The sequence below is a fragment of the Jeongeupia sp. HS-3 genome (genome assembly GCF_015140455.1).
GTDB lineage: Bacteria > Pseudomonadota > Gammaproteobacteria > Burkholderiales > Chitinibacteraceae > Jeongeupia.
Genome location: NZ_AP024094.1, coordinates 2,737,398 through 2,750,837, shown reverse-complemented (window position 1 = coordinate 2,750,837; position 13,440 = coordinate 2,737,398). Strand labels below are relative to the sequence as shown.

The window sequence follows — 13,440 nt, the reverse complement described above, 5'->3', positions numbered from 1 at the left end:
GTGCTTACCAGCGGCAATACGGCCGCTCGGACAGCGCGCTGTTGTAATAACGCGGGTCGTCGGATACCTCGACACCGAGCCAGTCTGGCTGCTCGAAGGTGCTGTTGAATGCTTCAAGCTCGATTTCGGCGACGATCAGGCCGGCGTTGTCGCCGTGAAATTCGTCGATTTCCCACAGATGGGTGCCGACGGTGACGAGGTGACGCGTCTTGTCGAGTACGTTCGGGCACAAGGCCAGCAGCGCCTCGGCGTCGGCAGCCGGGATCGGGTACTCGAACTCGGCGCGGGCGATGCCCTCGTTTTTGCCCTTGATGGTCAGGAAACCTGCTGCGCCTTTCAGCCGCACGCGCACGGTGCGAGTCGGCTCGGTGCTCAGATAGCCTTGGGCGATTCGCGTCGATGCGTGCACGGCGCTGCGCCAGGTGTCGGAGGCGAGCAGGAATTTGCGTTCGATTTCAATGGCCATGCTTTTCGTCCTCAGAACGGTTTGACGACAACGAGAATGACGATGGCAAACAGCGCCAGCACCGGCATTTCGTTGAACACGCGATACCAGCGATGGCTGCGGGTGTTACGGCCGGCGGCAAAGTCGCGCACGAGCTTGAAGCACCAGCCGTGATAGCCGATCAACAGCGCCACCAGCGCGAGCTTGGCGTGCATCCAGCGCCAGCCGGGGCCGGCGTAGAAGTCGTAGCTCGCCCAGCTGGCGATGCCGAAACCGAGCGCCAGCACCGCCAGCGGCGTCATGAAACGCAGCAGTTTCTTTTCCATCAAAGCCAGCCGGGCGATCTCGGCCGGCTCGGAAGCCATTGCATGATTGACGAACAGCCGCGGCAGGTAAAAGAGCCCGGCGAACCAGCTGGTAACGAAGATGATGTGCAGTGCCTTGAACCAGAGCATCAGCGCTTGCCGTACTGCTTGGCTGCGGCCAGATACAGCGGTTCGACCTTGGGGATCTGTGCCTGCAGATCGCGGATCCGCGTGTTCGACGATGGGTGGGTCGAGAGGAATTCCGGCGAGCCACCTTGCGATGCGGCGGCCATTTTCTGCCACAGCGTCACCGATGCCTGCGGGTTGTAACCGGCGCGGGCGGCCAGCTCCAGCCCCATCACGTCGGCTTCGGATTCGTGCTCGCGGCTGTTCGGCAGGCTGTAACCGACGGCGACCAGCTGATCGGCCATGCCGAGCACGCCATCGTATTTGCCACCGGTCAGCAGTGAAAGACCCTGCATCGCCAGCTGTTTGTTGTACTCGCTGCTCATCCGTTCGCGTGCGTGTTCGCGCAGCGCATGGGCGATTTCGTGGCCCATGATCTGGGCGATTTCATCGTCGGACAACTTGAGCTGGGTGATGATGCCCGAATAGAACATGATCTTGCCGCCGGCCATGCAGTAGGCGTTCAGTTCCTTGCTCTGCTCGACATTGACTTCCCATTGCCACTTCAGCGCATCCGGACGAAACACCGCCGTTTGCGGAATGATCCGGTCGGAAATGGCGCGCACGCGCCGGGTCATGGCGGCGTCGGTATTGAGCTTGCCGCCGGACTTGGCCTTGTTGAGCGTATCGACGTAAGACTGCGCCGACATCTGCACGACCTGCTGTTCGGATACGAGCATGCTCATGCTTTGCTTGCGGGTGATATTGGTCGCACCGGTGCCGGTGGTATTGACCTGCTGACAGCCGCCAAGCAGCACGACCGCGGCGGCGGCAATAACAGTAAGTTGACGTTTCATTACACTCGCCTCAAACACGCATTCATCCAGTCTGGCTTCAGATTTCGATCATTTCAAAGTCGTCTTTGCGCGCGCCGCAATCGGGGCAGGTCCAGTTCGGCGGGACGTCGTTCCACGGCGTGCCGGGGGCGATGCCGTCTTCCGGTCGGCCATCCGCCTCGTCATAAATAAAGCCGCAAATCAAACACATATACTTTTTCATCGGGGCGCATCCCTAGCGTCGTTTAGAATCGGAATTCTACCCCAATCGTTCCAGTGCCCCGCCATGAATGCCGCCCCGCCGCTTGTACTTGTTTTCGCCGCCAATGATCCATCCGGCGGTGCCGGGATGTCGGCCGATATACTGACGCTGGCCGCGCTCGGCTGCCATGCGCTGCCGGTGATTTCCGCGCTCACCGTGCATGACAGCGCCGGTTTGCAGGAGTTTCAGCCGGTCGATCCGGAATGGCTGCACGATCAAGCGCGCTATGTGCTTGAAGACGCCGAGGTTAATGCAATCAAGGTCGGCATGGTCGGCAGCGTCGAGAACCTGACCGTGCTGGCGGAAATCGCCGCCGATTACCCCGAAATCCCGCTGATTCTCGATCCGGTGCTGCCGGGTGTGCACAGCGACGAAATGGCCGCCGACGAATACCTGGCCGCGTTGCGCGATCTGCTGGTGCCACATTCGCTGATCGTTACGCCGAATCAGCATGAAGCACGGCTGCTGGCCAGCGACGATGTTGACGAACAGGAAGACCTGCCGCTCGATGCCGCCGCCAACCGCATCATTCAACTTGGCTGCGAATACGTGCTGATCACCGGCTCGCAAGCGCAGACGCCCAAGGTGATCAACGCGCTGTTCAGCCAGAACGGCCGCGTGCGTACCGACAGCTGGGATCGGCTGCCGGGGCGGTTTCACGGTGCTGGCGCGACCTTGTCGGCGGCGATCGCCGGGGCGCTGGCCAATGATGTCGAACTGGTGCAGGCGGTGCGTGATGCACAGGATTTCACCTGGCAAACGCTGAAAAACGCCTTCCGCCCGGGCATGGGCCAACCGTTGCCGGACCGGATGTTCTGGGCTCGCGCGGGCGCGGAAGCCGATGAAACCGGCGCTGCCGAGCCTGAGGCATGAATCCCCTGGCGATGTTTCACGTGAAACATTGCAAGCTGACCAGCCGGTAACGTCGTTGGCATCGGCCACGGCGATGCCCAAGCTGCGATCAGCGATGAAGCTGCATGATTACGCCGTGGCTTGAAGCGTCGCCAGGCGTGCAACAGGCCGTTTCCCGCCTGCCGGGCTGGCCGTTTGGCGGCGCTTGCGGCATCCTTGGAGCTTATCCGGCCTCCTGGTCGGCAAGGATGATCGCGATGAGTGCCCCGGTACCAAATTACATCCCCGTCCAGTCCCGTCAGCCGCACCGGTTGATTCCTTGCCCGCGGCTCGAGCGTGCGGTGGACCGGATGATGCGCGAGATGTCGTCGCCACTGACGCTGGCCGATCTGGCCGATGCCGCCCACTATTCGCCGTGGTATCTGGTACGTCGTTTTCAGACCCGCTACAGCACCACGCCACAGGCTTTTTTGTGGAAAACCCGGCTGGAAACCGCGGCATCCTTGCTGCATTGGGCGCCGCATCTGCCGATCGGTGAAGTGGCGCGGCAGGTTGGCTTTTCATCGGCAGCGACGTTCAGCCGGGCCTTTCATCGTGAATTTGGCTTTACCCCGAGCGCCTGGCGCAAGGGCGAACCACAAACGCGCGACTGGTTGCGCGAAACGCTCGGCCCGCAAAGTTATCAGCCCGGTGGCCGTATTGCCGGCACCGAGGCCGATTACATCTGGTCGTTCGAGGAAGTTGCCGCCAGCATGGTGCTGGAAGAATGGCCGACGATGCGCTGCCTGTATCAGCGCGAGGTGGGCGACTACGGCTCGCATCTGAACGAGATGTGGGTGCAGTTTGCCAATTACTGTCGTCGCAACCAGCTGGATCAAAGCCACTGGTACGGCTTGATCTGGAACGACCCGGGCACCACGCCGGCCGGGCGGCGCCGCTACGATACCGCGGTACAGATCCAGCCGGGAACGCGGATTCCGCGTGGCTTTGGCGAATGCCGGATTCTGGGCGGGCGCTGGGCGGTGTTCCGTTTCAAGGGCACAACCGACGACATCGGCCCGCGCTGGCGCGATCTGATGCATGTGTGGTTCCCGCGCGCCGGGCTGACGCCGGATCCGTCGCGGCCACGGCTGGAGCGTTACACCGCCGATTTCGGCGACGGCGAGATCGATCTGTGTCTGCCGGTACTGTGATGTTGCCGCAAGTGATCGTCCTCAATGGCGCCAGTTCGTCGGGCAAGAGTACGCTCGCGCGCGGCCTGCAGGAACGACTGCCCGAGCAATACCTCTACTTCGGCATCGACCATGTCCTCTCGGCCTTGCCGCAATCGGACTGGCAGCGCATGTGCCGCGGTGAACAGATCACCCGGCCCGGTTACGATTGGGCCAAGCTGGTGCGCGGCTATCACTATTGCCTGCCGGCGCTGCTGCAGGCCGGCAACCGTTTGATCATCGACAACGGCTGGTGCGAGCGCGACGAAAAGCGCGAGCTGCTGACCGAGCTGGCCGGTTACGCCTGCGTGCTGGTGGCGGTGCGTTGTGACCCGGCCATCGCCCAGACGCGCGAAGCGGTGCGAGGCGATCGTGCGAGCGGACTGGCGGCGTGGGAAGCGCCGCGCGTGCACGCCGATTGGGTCTACGACCTCGAGGTCGATACCGGCATCCGTACCGCGGACGATTGCGCCGACGAACTCGCCGCGCGGCTGCTTGAAGCGCGGCATTGGCGTGCCGCAGCGGATAGTCTGGAAGTGCTGAATCTGGGCTGAATTCCGGCACCGATCGGGCCTAGTATGAAACACGCTACTCCCCTGATCACGTGCTTGTGCCCTGAACGAGGTTTGCCATGTCATTGAGTTATTTCCAGCTGTCGGTTCCGGTTTACATACGTATGCTCGGCAACTTGTCGCATCTGCTCGACAAGGCATCCGCTTACTGTAGCGAACACAATATCGATGAAGCGGTGCTGCTGCAAAGCCGGATTTTTCCGACCATGTATCCACTGGTGAAGCAGGTGCAGATCGCCACCGATCAGGCCAAGGGCAGCATCGGCCGGCTTTCGGGCATCACGCCACCCAAGCTCGATGACGATGAAACCAGCTTTGGCCAGTTGCGCGAGCGCATCGGCGCGGTGCTGAGCTACCTTGAAACCATTCCACCAGATGCGCTCGACGAGACCGCGAGCAAGACGATCACCATGCCGTGGATGCCCGATAACCCGATGCAGGGCGAGTTCTATCTGGTCAATTTCGCCGTGCCCAACGTCTATTTCCACATCACCACGGTGTACAACATTCTTCGCCACAATGGCGTGCCTATCGGCAAGACCGACTATATCGGTGAAATCTGAATCGCTTCCCTGACATGAAAAAAGCTGGCATTGCGCCGGCTTTTTTCATGTTTGCACTCGATAGCACCAATGCCACGGTTCGTAGATATAGCCGTAGCTATTGCCGGGCGGGAACGAGAGCACGAAGCCAAAGTCGCCGGCATGCGCGCTCAGCCAGACAAATGCGGCGGTGGTGTCGAAGGCGGTTTCCAGCACCGGCCCGCCCGGCTGGTAGATATCGACCGCGCAACCGGTGTGGTGTTCGCTGCAACCGGGCGGTGCCAAGCGTTCGAGTACCGCATCGATGGTTTCACCGCGATCGAGCTTGCTGCGAATCAGCTCGGCTTGGCGGTCTATGCCGCGCCACGCCGAGGCAATTCGCAGTGTGATGCCTTCACCGGCCGCGGCCGTCCGCATCGCCTGCCATGCTGCCGTGGCGGCCGGTGTGAGTCGCCATTCGCGGTCATCGTCGCCGACTTCGGCCAGCACCAGTTCGCTGGCATCATCGAACAGGCAAAGCCGTTTTTCGGCGAGCACCGATTCGTCTATGCCCAATGTCCGCCACAGCGCGGCGAGCGCGGTCTTCATCAGAACCCCGGCAGCTTCAGCGCGATCGGCTTGCCCTTGCGCGCGCGTTTGCCGACATAGGGCGCCATGCCGTTGGCGTCGAGCGTCAGCTCGGTCGTCTTGCCGCCGCGCCCGGCGCCGGTGAGCTTGAGCGTTTCGCCATCGCACACGGTGATCCCGGCCAGTTCGTCCTTGTCATCCAGCGCCATGGTGATCACGCCACGCCCGCCGCCAGCGAGCTGCTTGAACTCGCTGTAGGGGAACAGGTGCAGTTTGCCGGCCTTTGACAGGCACGCGACGATCGATGTTTCACGTGGAACAAAGGTCGAGATTTTCAGGATGGTTTCGCCCTCTTCCACCGAGATAAAGCTCTTGCCGGCCTTCTGGCGACTGAGCAGATTCTCGAATTGGCAGGCAAAGCCGTAAGCCGACGAATTGGCGATGACCACGTACTCATCGCTGCGCGCGGTCAGCAGCTGGACGATGCGGCTCTTGGCGGCCAGATCGACCAAGGTCGTGACCGGCACGCCATCGCCACGCCCACCAGGCACCACGGCGGCCTGAATGGTGTAGACGCGGCCGTCCGAGCCAATCAGCGCGATATTGTCGACGGTGCGGCATTCGATCGCCGCGAGCAGCTTGTCGCCATCCTTGAAGCTCTGGCTGACCAGTTCGATGCCATGGCCCTGACGCGAGCGCATCCAGCCCTTCTCGGACAGAATCAGGGTGGTCGGTTCGTCGACCACGCTGACTTCGACCACGGCCTTCTCGGCTTCTTCGATCAGCGTCCGGCGCGGGTCGGCGAATCTCTTGCGGTCGGCTTCGATTTCCTTGACCACCAGCTTCTGCATCGCCGCGGTATTGCCGAGCAGATGCTCGAGCCCTTCCTTCTCGATCATCAGCGCGGCCAGTTCCTGCTCGATCTTGATGCCTTCGAGCCTTGCCAGTTGGCGCAAGCGGATTTCGAGGATGTCTTCGGCCTGGCGATCGGAGAGATTGAAGCGCGCAATCAGCGCCGCCTTGGGCTCGTCCGATTCGCGGATGATGCGGATCACCTCGTCGATATTCAGGAAGACGACCATCCGGCCTTCAAGAATATGGATGCGGTCGTTGACCTTGCCCAGCCGGTACGCGGTGCGTCGGGTCACGGTGTCGAAGCGGAAGGCGATCCACTCGGCGATCAGATCGCGCAGGCTTTTTTGCCCTGGCCGGCCATCGCGGCCGATCGCGACGATATTGATCGACAGATTGGTTTCCAGCGAGGTATTGGCCAGCAACAGCGTCATCAGTTCGTCGGGATTCTGCCGCGACGATTTCGGTTCGAATACCAGCCGCACCGGCTGATCCTTGCCCGATTCGTCGCGTACCCGGTCGAGGACCGACAGCAGCAACTGCTTGGTTTGCTGCTGCTCCTGCGTCAGCGCCTTCTTGCCCTTCTTGATCTTCGGATTGGTCAGCTCCTCGATTTCTTCGAGCACCTTCTGAGTCGATGTTCCGTGCGGCAGCTCGGTCACGATCATTTGCCACTGGCCGCGGGCAAGATCTTCCTTCTCCCAGCGCGCGCGCGTTTTCAGGCTGCCACGGCCGTTCTCATACGCGGCAACGATGTCCTTCTTCGACGAAATGATCTGCCCACCACCGGGCAGATCCGGCCCCTGGATGTATTCGAGCAGCGCGGCAGTATCGAGACCGGGTTGCTTGATCATCGCAATCGCCGCGTCGGCGACTTCGCCAAGGTTGTGCGGCGGAATTTCCGTCGCCATGCCGACGGCGATGCCCGATGCGCCGTTGAGCAGCAGCATCGGCAGACGCGCCGGCAGCAGCACCGGCTCTTCGAACGCCCCGTCGTAGTTGGGGATGAAGTCGGTGGTGCCGGCGTCGAGTTCGGACAGCAGCAATTCGGCGATCGGGCTCAGCCGCGCTTCGGTGTAACGATAAGCGGCGGCCCCGTCGCCATCGCGCGAGCCGAAGTTGCCCTGGCCGTCGACCAGCGGATAGCGCAAGGAGAAATCCTGCGCGATCCGTACCAGTGCGTCATAGGCCGACTGGTCGCCGTGCGGATGGAATTTACCCAGCACGTCGCCGATGATGCGCGCCGACTTCACCGGTTTGGTGGTCGCGGTCAGCCCCATTTCGTGCATCGCGTACAAAAGCCGGCGCTGTACCGGTTTCTGGCCATCCTCGACTTGCGGCAGCGCGCGGCTCTTGACCACGCTCATCGCGTATTCAAGATAACTGCGCTCGGCGTACAGGCCCAGTTGAACCGATTCACCGTCGTCGGGTGCTTGGGTCGAAACCTCGGCGCTGATGTAACGGCGCTTGCCGCCATCGTCGGCCGGGCTGGATTCGGGGACTTTGGGAGAGTCGGTGTCGGGCAGTTCGTCGATTTCGGACATGGATCGCACAGGCTGTGTTTCGTCAGCGCGTATTGTAGCCCGAGCACTGCCGCCGTTTCAGCGCTAGCTTGGTTCCACGTGAAACATTGCCGCCTGTTGATGATGGGCTCGCCAGTGGCGCTTGAACGTGAAAAGCGCTTTTGCTGTGGTTGATTGGGCAACATATCAGCGGCTTCTGATGCGTGCTGCATCGGCGGCACGGCATACTGGACGCTGGCTTGAGTTGCCGCGCCGATTGTCGTCGGCGGGCAGGAAATGAGGGATATATGGTGTTTGGCGAATGGTTTGGCAACAAAGCCGGTCAGGCGCAGCTGCAGGACGAAGCACGCGTGCTGCGCGCCGAAAATGCGCGTCTCAAGGCGCTGCTCGACAAGCATGAGCGCGATACGCGCTTTCTGAACGAGATGCCGCGGGTACAGCCGAGCGCACCCTATGCGCAGCTTGCGTCGACGCTGGCGCATCACGATACGGCCGTGGCCGGCGTGGTCGAGCTGCTTGCCGGCGTGGCCGGTGGCGGTAGCGCGCAGCGGGAACAGGCCGAAACCCTGGCGCAGCAAAGCGGCCATGGCGCGAGCGTGGTCGCCACCGTGCATGATCGCCTGGCCGGGTTGGAGGCAACCACATCGCGTTGCCGCGATGATATCGATGCCCTCGAAGCGCAATCGTCGGGCATTGTTCGTTTCGTGCAGATGATCAAGGAAATTGCCGACCAGACCAATTTGCTGGCGCTGAACGCGGCGATCGAAGCCGCGCGCGCCGGTGAGGCCGGGCGTGGCTTTGCGGTGGTGGCCGACGAGGTCCGCAAGCTGGCCGAGCGCACCAGTGGCGCCACCAGCGAGATCACCAGCCTGGTCGGGGCGATCCGCCAGCGCACCGGCGACACCAGAGAAGGCATTGCCGCGCTGGTCGACGACGTGGCGGTGAGTCTGGTCAATATCGCCGACGCCGCCGCTGATCTGGCCGGCTTGCGCCAAACCGCAACCCTGCTTGTTGCGGCGGTTTCGACGGGCCACGCTGCCACGACGGACGTGGCGCGCCAGCTTGAGGCTGTGGCCGCGCGGCAGCGCGTGTTCAGGGCTTTGCTCGACAGCACTGCGCCGGAGCCTGCCGGCCAGGGTGGCGAAATCGTTCGCCGCTGGCGTGCCGGCGACTACGATGCGGCGGTGGCGGCACTGCGCTAGCCCTCCCCCGCTGGCAGACGGGGCGGCGCAATCTACAGCGTTTTACGCATCCTGAAGCGCTCGATCCGCACGCCGTTCCGTTCTACCCATTCGGCCTCGACCAGTGCATAGCCCAGCCTGGCCAGCCTGGGCCGCAATAGCCGGCTGGCTTCGGTATGCAGCTCGGTCGCGCCGCGCTCGCGGGCGGCGGCTTCGAGTGCGGCGATCAAGCGCGAGCCTATGCCCTGATCGACCCGATCGTGGCGCACGTAGAGCATGTCGAGGTGATCCGGGGTCGGGCCGAGATTGCCGAAACCGACGACGACGCCATCATCGACCGCCACCAGCACAATGTTGTCGGGGTCGAGGATGCCTGCGGCGAGGTGCACGGGATCGGGAGCGGCCGGCGACCACGCGGCACACTCGGCCTCGCTGTAGGCCGCCCTGCCCGCCTTGCGGACCGATTCATGCATCAGGATGGCCAGCGCGTGGGCGTCGTCGCTGCGGGCCGGACGGATTTCAGGCATCGCGTTGTTCCTGGTAACGGGTCAGTTTGCGCTCGAACCATGCGTCATCGCGCCAGCCGGTGAATTCGGCGTGTTTGACATCATCCCACAGGCTGAAAAAAGCCAGTCGTGCGGGCCAGCCCGGGGCTAGCGGGATCGCCGCCAGATAGCGCTCGAGCAGATGGAGGTCGGGCCGCGCGTCGGGCAGGTGGAACAGGTCGAGTTCGCGGTGGGCAAAACGCGCACCGGCGGGATCGATCACCGCGACGAGGCGCCATGTTTGCGGATCGACCAGATAGTTGCCGGCGTGGCCGTCGTCGTGGATGAAGGCCGGTGGATCGTCGGCCAGCGGCGCCAGCAGCGCATCGGCGTGCGCCAGCGTCGCCAGCAGCCGTGCCCTGAGGCCGGTGTCGATGCCGTCGGCGTGTTCGAGAAAGGCGCGGCGGCCGTCCAGATAGGCGTGATAACTGGCGGCGAAGCTTGTATAGCGGCTGCCGTCGAGATCCTCGAACGCATCGCCGGTCTGTGCGTGCCAATGGCGCTGCAGCGCGACGATGTCGGCGGCGAGCGCATCGGCGAATTCGGCCGGTGTCTCGGTGGCGTTGACACCGGCGACGAAGTCCATCACGAACGCATCCCAGCCGTGTTCGGCCGCAGCTTCGAAATGCAGAAGGGTTGGCACGGCGATCGCCGCCGGCGTGGCGGCCCGCAGCGCGCGCATTGCACGGGCTTCGTGGCGGGCAAAGCCGGCAATCCGGAAGCGCTTGACCACGCGGCGTTCGCCGTCGGCGAGCCGGACGATGCAGACTTGGCCGTAGAAGCCATCGATGACCTTGTCGATCGTCGGCACTTCGCCGAACCAGTTGAGCGAGCGCGTTTTGAACCAGTCGGCGATGGTCGGTTCAAGCATGGCGACTCCTTTGCGATAAGGTGCAAGCACGATAGCGCGTAGATTTACCCAAGTGAACTTCCACGGCATACGGCGACAACGCCGGCAAACTTACTCCAGCTGTTCGGCGAAGCGCTCGGCGATTTGCCGGAACACGCGGCGATACAGCTCGGCCATGGTTTCGGTCTCGTTCGCCGCAGTCGCGACGGCGCGGCTCTGGTAGGACACGCCGTCGACGCTCAGCGTTGCCTCGGCGATCACCGGCGGCCACGCGTTGCTCACTTCGTCGGCGGTGTACCAGCCGCCCGAGACCTGTTCCTTGCTGCAACCAATCTCGGTCATCGCCATAAATAGGGTGCCGCCAAGCAGCCCCGCATAGGCTGCGCTGAAACTGCCTACCTGTTGCTTCAACGCCACCGCGTTGTTGAGATGAACCGTATAGCTTTGCAGCGTCAACTTCCGGCCCTCAAGCCGGTCGCCGGCGAGCGCCTGCAGATCGCTTTTCAGCACTGCGACCTTGTCGGGATCGGTCTGGCTGTCGCCGATCTGGGTGATGCCGTAGTCGCAGCTGGTGATCAGGTACGACAACATCTCGTTGTTCTTCTCGACATCGAGCCGGCGCTCTTCGAGCGTGAAGCGCGGCTCCATCGGCGGGGTGTTGGCCAGTCTCAATGGCTGCTGCGAAGCGCAACCCACGAGTACGAGCGACACAAGTGAAAGCGAGCAGAGTTTCGTTGGGCTCATGGCTACAGGTCGGCTTCGACTTCGTTGCCGCGTGCCTCGAGCCAGGCGCGGCGGCTGCTGGCTTCGCCCTTGCCCATCAGCATATTCATCAGCTCGCGCGTGTTCAGTGAGACGTCGTTGGCGACGCCAACGCGCAGAACCCGGCGGGTATCCGGATTCATGGTGGTCTCGAACAGCTGCTCGGCGTTCATTTCACCCAAGCCCTTGAAGCGCGAAATGCTCCACGCGCCCTCGCGGATTTTCTCGGCGCGCAGCTTGTCGAGAATCGCATTGAGTTCGCCATCATCGAGCGCGTAAAGCTTGCGCGGCGGCTTGGCCTTGCCGCTGCCGGGTACGTCGACGCGATAGAGCGGCGGCTGCGCCACGAAGACATGGCCGGCGGTGATCAGCTTGGGGAAATGGCGATAGAACAGGGTCAGCAGCAGCACCTGGATATGGCTGCCATCGACGTCGGCGTCGGACATGATGATGATCTTGCCGTAACGTAAGCCGGACAAATCGGGTGTGTCGCCGGCACCATGCGCATCGACGCCTATCGCCACGGCAATATCGTGGACTTCGTTATTGGCGAAGATCTGGTCCTTGTCGATTTCCCAGGTATTGAGCACCTTGCCGCGCAGCGGCAGGATGGCCTGAAAATCCTTGTCGCGGCCGAGCTTGGCCGAGCCGCCGGCCGAGTCGCCCTCGACCAGAAACAGCTCGCAGCGCTCGGTTTCGTCCGAGGCGCAATCGGTCAGTTTGCCCGGCAGTACCGCGACGCCGGACGATTTTTTCTTTTCGACCTTCTGCGCGCCTTTTTGCCGGCTTTGCGCGACGCGAATCGCCAGCTCGGCGAGTTTCTTGCCCAGTTCAACGTGCTCGTTCAGCCACAGCTCGAATGGCGATTTGACCATCGTCGACACCAGCTTGAGGCTGTCGCGGCTGGTGAGTTTGTCCTTGGTCTGGCCCTGAAATTGCGGGTCGAGTACCTTGGCGCTGAGCACGAACGAGCAGCGGCCAAACAGGTCTTCGGGCAGCAGCTTCACGCCCTTGGGCAAGAGGCTGTGGAATTCGATAAAGGTTTTCACCGCCTGAAACACGCCGTCGCGCAGCCCCGATTCATGCGTGCCGCCGGCCGGGGTCGGAATCAGGTTGACGTACGATTCGCGGTTGACCGGGCCTTCCAGACTCCATAAAAACGCCCACGCGCAGCCCTCGCCGGGGGCGAAATTGTCGTCGTCGTCACCGGCGTATTTTTCGCCGCGCAGAATCGGCGTCAAGGTGTCATAGCCGGCGAGCCGTTCGGCCAGATAGCCGGTCAGGCCATCGGGATACGTCCATTCCTTGTGCAGGAATTCGCCGTTGGCCTGCTCCAGATCGAGGCTGACGATCAGCCCCGGCAGCAGCACCGCCTTGGATTTGAGCAGATGTTCGAGTTCGGCCGCCGGGATGGTCGGCGAATCGAAGTATTGCGGATCGGGTTTGACCGTCACCGTGGTGCCGGTGTCTTTCTTGGCGGCGCTGCCAACGGTGGCCAGCGGCTCGATCACGTCGCCGCCGGCGAATACGATCCGGTGCTGCGCGCCGTCGCGTTTGACCTCGACCTCAAGCCGGGTCGACAGCGCATTGGTCACCGAGACACCAACGCCGTGCAAGCCGCCCGAAAAAGCGTAGGCGCCGCCGTCTTTCTTGTCGAATTTGCCGCCGGCGTGCAGCTGCGTGAACACCAGTTGCACCGCCGGTACGCCCTCTTCCGGATGAATGCCGACCGGAATGCCGCGGCCATCGTCACTAACGCGCAGGCTCTGATCGCGCCACAAGGTGACGCTGATGCGCTTGGCAAAGCCGCCGAGCGCTTCGTCGGCGGCGTTGTCGATCACTTCCTGGCAGATGTGCAGCGGATTATCGGTGCGGGTGTACATGCCCGGGCGATGCCGGACCGGATCAAGGCCCTTGAGGACCTTGACCGCGGATTCGTCGTAACGTGGCGTGCTCATGGTTTCACGTGAAACATTGGATGCGGCGAGTCTAGCAAGCCGGGGGGGATA

At 62.8% G+C, this 13,440-nt stretch carries 14 protein-coding genes and 1 pseudogene; 5 read left to right on the top strand and 10 right to left on the bottom strand.

Translation table 11 applies throughout. From position 1 onward, the window contains the following. Nucleotides 1–4: 4 nt before the first annotated feature. From JLC71_RS13145 to JLC71_RS13130, 4 genes are read right to left on the bottom strand one after another with little or no spacing between them, the layout of a single operon-like run. Nucleotides 5–466 (bottom strand): CYTH domain-containing protein, encoded by a 462-nt coding sequence (locus JLC71_RS13145; protein WP_200915907.1) that lies wholly within the window; start codon nt 464–466, stop codon nt 5–7. An 11-nt stretch (nt 467–477) separates the two neighbouring features. Continuing rightward, nucleotides 478–900, bottom strand: a complete 423-nt coding sequence (locus JLC71_RS13140; protein ID WP_200915906.1) for a CopD family protein — start codon at nt 898–900, stop codon at nt 478–480. Next, complete coding sequence (locus tag JLC71_RS13135) at nt 900–1,733, bottom strand: M48 family metallopeptidase (RefSeq protein ID WP_200915905.1); 834 nt, start codon at nt 1,731–1,733, stop codon at nt 900–902. Before JLC71_RS13135 ends, JLC71_RS13140 begins: the two co-directional genes overlap by 1 nt. Before the next feature lie 37 nt (nt 1,734–1,770). After that, nucleotides 1,771–1,935, bottom strand: coding sequence for a rubredoxin (locus JLC71_RS13130; protein ID WP_200915904.1), 165 nt, complete (start codon nt 1,933–1,935; stop codon nt 1,771–1,773). Between the two features lie 63 nt (nt 1,936–1,998). On the opposite strand from JLC71_RS13130, the gene thiD reads away from it, so the two are divergent. The 4 genes from thiD (at nt 1,999) to JLC71_RS13110 (ending at nt 5,172) form a co-directional block, all read left to right on the top strand. Beyond that, nucleotides 1,999–2,847 (top strand): bifunctional hydroxymethylpyrimidine kinase/phosphomethylpyrimidine kinase, encoded by an 849-nt coding sequence (thiD, locus tag JLC71_RS13125; RefSeq protein WP_200915903.1) that lies wholly within the window; start codon nt 1,999–2,001, stop codon nt 2,845–2,847. Nucleotides 2,848–2,951: 104 nt separating this feature from the next. Then, nucleotides 2,952–4,019, top strand: coding sequence for an AraC family transcriptional regulator (locus JLC71_RS13120; protein WP_200915902.1), 1,068 nt, complete (start codon nt 2,952–2,954; stop codon nt 4,017–4,019). Next, a complete protein-coding gene (locus tag JLC71_RS13115; RefSeq protein ID WP_236250889.1) occupies nt 4,001–4,591 on the top strand; it encodes a chloramphenicol phosphotransferase CPT family protein in 591 nt (196 codons plus the stop codon). Before JLC71_RS13120 ends, JLC71_RS13115 begins: the two co-directional genes overlap by 19 nt. Before the next feature lie 77 nt (nt 4,592–4,668). Further along, nucleotides 4,669–5,172: a DUF1993 domain-containing protein gene (locus JLC71_RS13110; protein WP_200915901.1), complete on the top strand. Its 504-nt coding sequence runs from the start codon at nt 4,669–4,671 to the stop codon at nt 5,170–5,172. Nucleotides 5,173–5,217: 45 nt separating this feature from the next. Here JLC71_RS13110 and JLC71_RS13105 read toward each other — a convergent pair whose 3' ends face one another. After that, a complete protein-coding gene (locus tag JLC71_RS13105; protein WP_200915900.1) occupies nt 5,218–5,739 on the bottom strand; it encodes a M15 family metallopeptidase in 522 nt (173 codons plus the stop codon). Continuing rightward, nucleotides 5,739–8,114 carry a DNA topoisomerase IV subunit A gene (gene parC / locus JLC71_RS13100; RefSeq protein ID WP_200915899.1) on the bottom strand — a complete coding sequence of 792 codons (2,376 nt, stop codon included), beginning with the start codon at nt 8,112–8,114 and terminating at the stop codon, nt 5,739–5,741. The genes JLC71_RS13105 and parC overlap by 1 nt, the downstream gene beginning before the upstream one ends. 692 nt (nt 8,115–8,806) lie before the next feature. Here parC and JLC71_RS16735 point away from each other — a divergent pair. Next, a pseudogene (locus JLC71_RS16735) lies at nt 8,807–9,295 on the top strand (methyl-accepting chemotaxis protein); the annotation flags it as partial. A gap of 32 nt (nt 9,296–9,327) precedes the next feature. On the opposite strand, the gene JLC71_RS13090 reads toward JLC71_RS16735, so the two are convergent. From JLC71_RS13090 to parE, 4 genes are all read right to left on the bottom strand, one after another. Next, entirely contained in the window at nt 9,328–9,801 is a 474-nt protein-coding gene (locus JLC71_RS13090; RefSeq protein ID WP_200915898.1) for a GNAT family N-acetyltransferase, read from the bottom strand. Then, entirely contained in the window at nt 9,794–10,690 is an 897-nt protein-coding gene (locus tag JLC71_RS13085) for a protein kinase family protein (protein ID WP_200915897.1), read from the bottom strand. Before JLC71_RS13085 ends, JLC71_RS13090 begins: the two co-directional genes overlap by 8 nt. Nucleotides 10,691–10,780: 90 nt before the next feature. Continuing rightward, on the bottom strand, nt 10,781–11,341 hold the full coding sequence (locus JLC71_RS13080) for a hypothetical protein (protein WP_200915896.1): 561 nt from the start codon (nt 11,339–11,341) through the stop codon (nt 10,781–10,783). Nucleotides 11,342–11,415: 74 nt separating this feature from the next. Next, the gene (parE, locus tag JLC71_RS13075) at nt 11,416–13,389 is read right to left on the bottom strand and encodes a DNA topoisomerase IV subunit B (protein WP_200915895.1); all 1,974 of its coding nucleotides are present in this window, start codon (nt 13,387–13,389) and stop codon (nt 11,416–11,418) included. Nucleotides 13,390–13,440: the final 51 nt, after the last annotated feature.

Bases quoted from the DNA above. Each gene is read 5' to 3' on its own strand.
- JLC71_RS13110 (WP_200915901.1), top strand. From the start codon at position 4,669: ATGTCATTGAGTTATTTCCAGCTGTCGGTTCCGGTTTACATACGTATG.
- JLC71_RS13090 (WP_200915898.1), bottom strand. From the start codon at position 9,801: ATGCCTGAAATCCGTCCGGCCCGCAGCGACGACGCCCACGCGCTGGCC.
- JLC71_RS13135 (WP_200915905.1), bottom strand. From the start codon at position 1,733: ATGAAACGTCAACTTACTGTTATTGCCGCCGCCGCGGTCGTGCTGCTT.
- thiD (WP_200915903.1), top strand. From the start codon at position 1,999: ATGAATGCCGCCCCGCCGCTTGTACTTGTTTTCGCCGCCAATGATCCA.
- JLC71_RS13085 (WP_200915897.1), bottom strand. From the start codon at position 10,690: ATGCTTGAACCGACCATCGCCGACTGGTTCAAAACGCGCTCGCTCAAC.
- JLC71_RS13105 (WP_200915900.1), bottom strand. From the start codon at position 5,739: ATGAAGACCGCGCTCGCCGCGCTGTGGCGGACATTGGGCATAGACGAA.
- JLC71_RS13140 (WP_200915906.1), bottom strand. From the start codon at position 900: ATGCTCTGGTTCAAGGCACTGCACATCATCTTCGTTACCAGCTGGTTC.
- JLC71_RS13130 (WP_200915904.1), bottom strand. From the start codon at position 1,935: ATGAAAAAGTATATGTGTTTGATTTGCGGCTTTATTTATGACGAGGCG.
- JLC71_RS13120 (WP_200915902.1), top strand. From the start codon at position 2,952: ATGATTACGCCGTGGCTTGAAGCGTCGCCAGGCGTGCAACAGGCCGTT.
- parE (WP_200915895.1), bottom strand. From the start codon at position 13,389: ATGAGCACGCCACGTTACGACGAATCCGCGGTCAAGGTCCTCAAGGGC.
- JLC71_RS13145 (WP_200915907.1), bottom strand. From the start codon at position 466: ATGGCCATTGAAATCGAACGCAAATTCCTGCTCGCCTCCGACACCTGG.
- parC (WP_200915899.1), bottom strand. From the start codon at position 8,114: ATGTCCGAAATCGACGAACTGCCCGACACCGACTCTCCCAAAGTCCCC.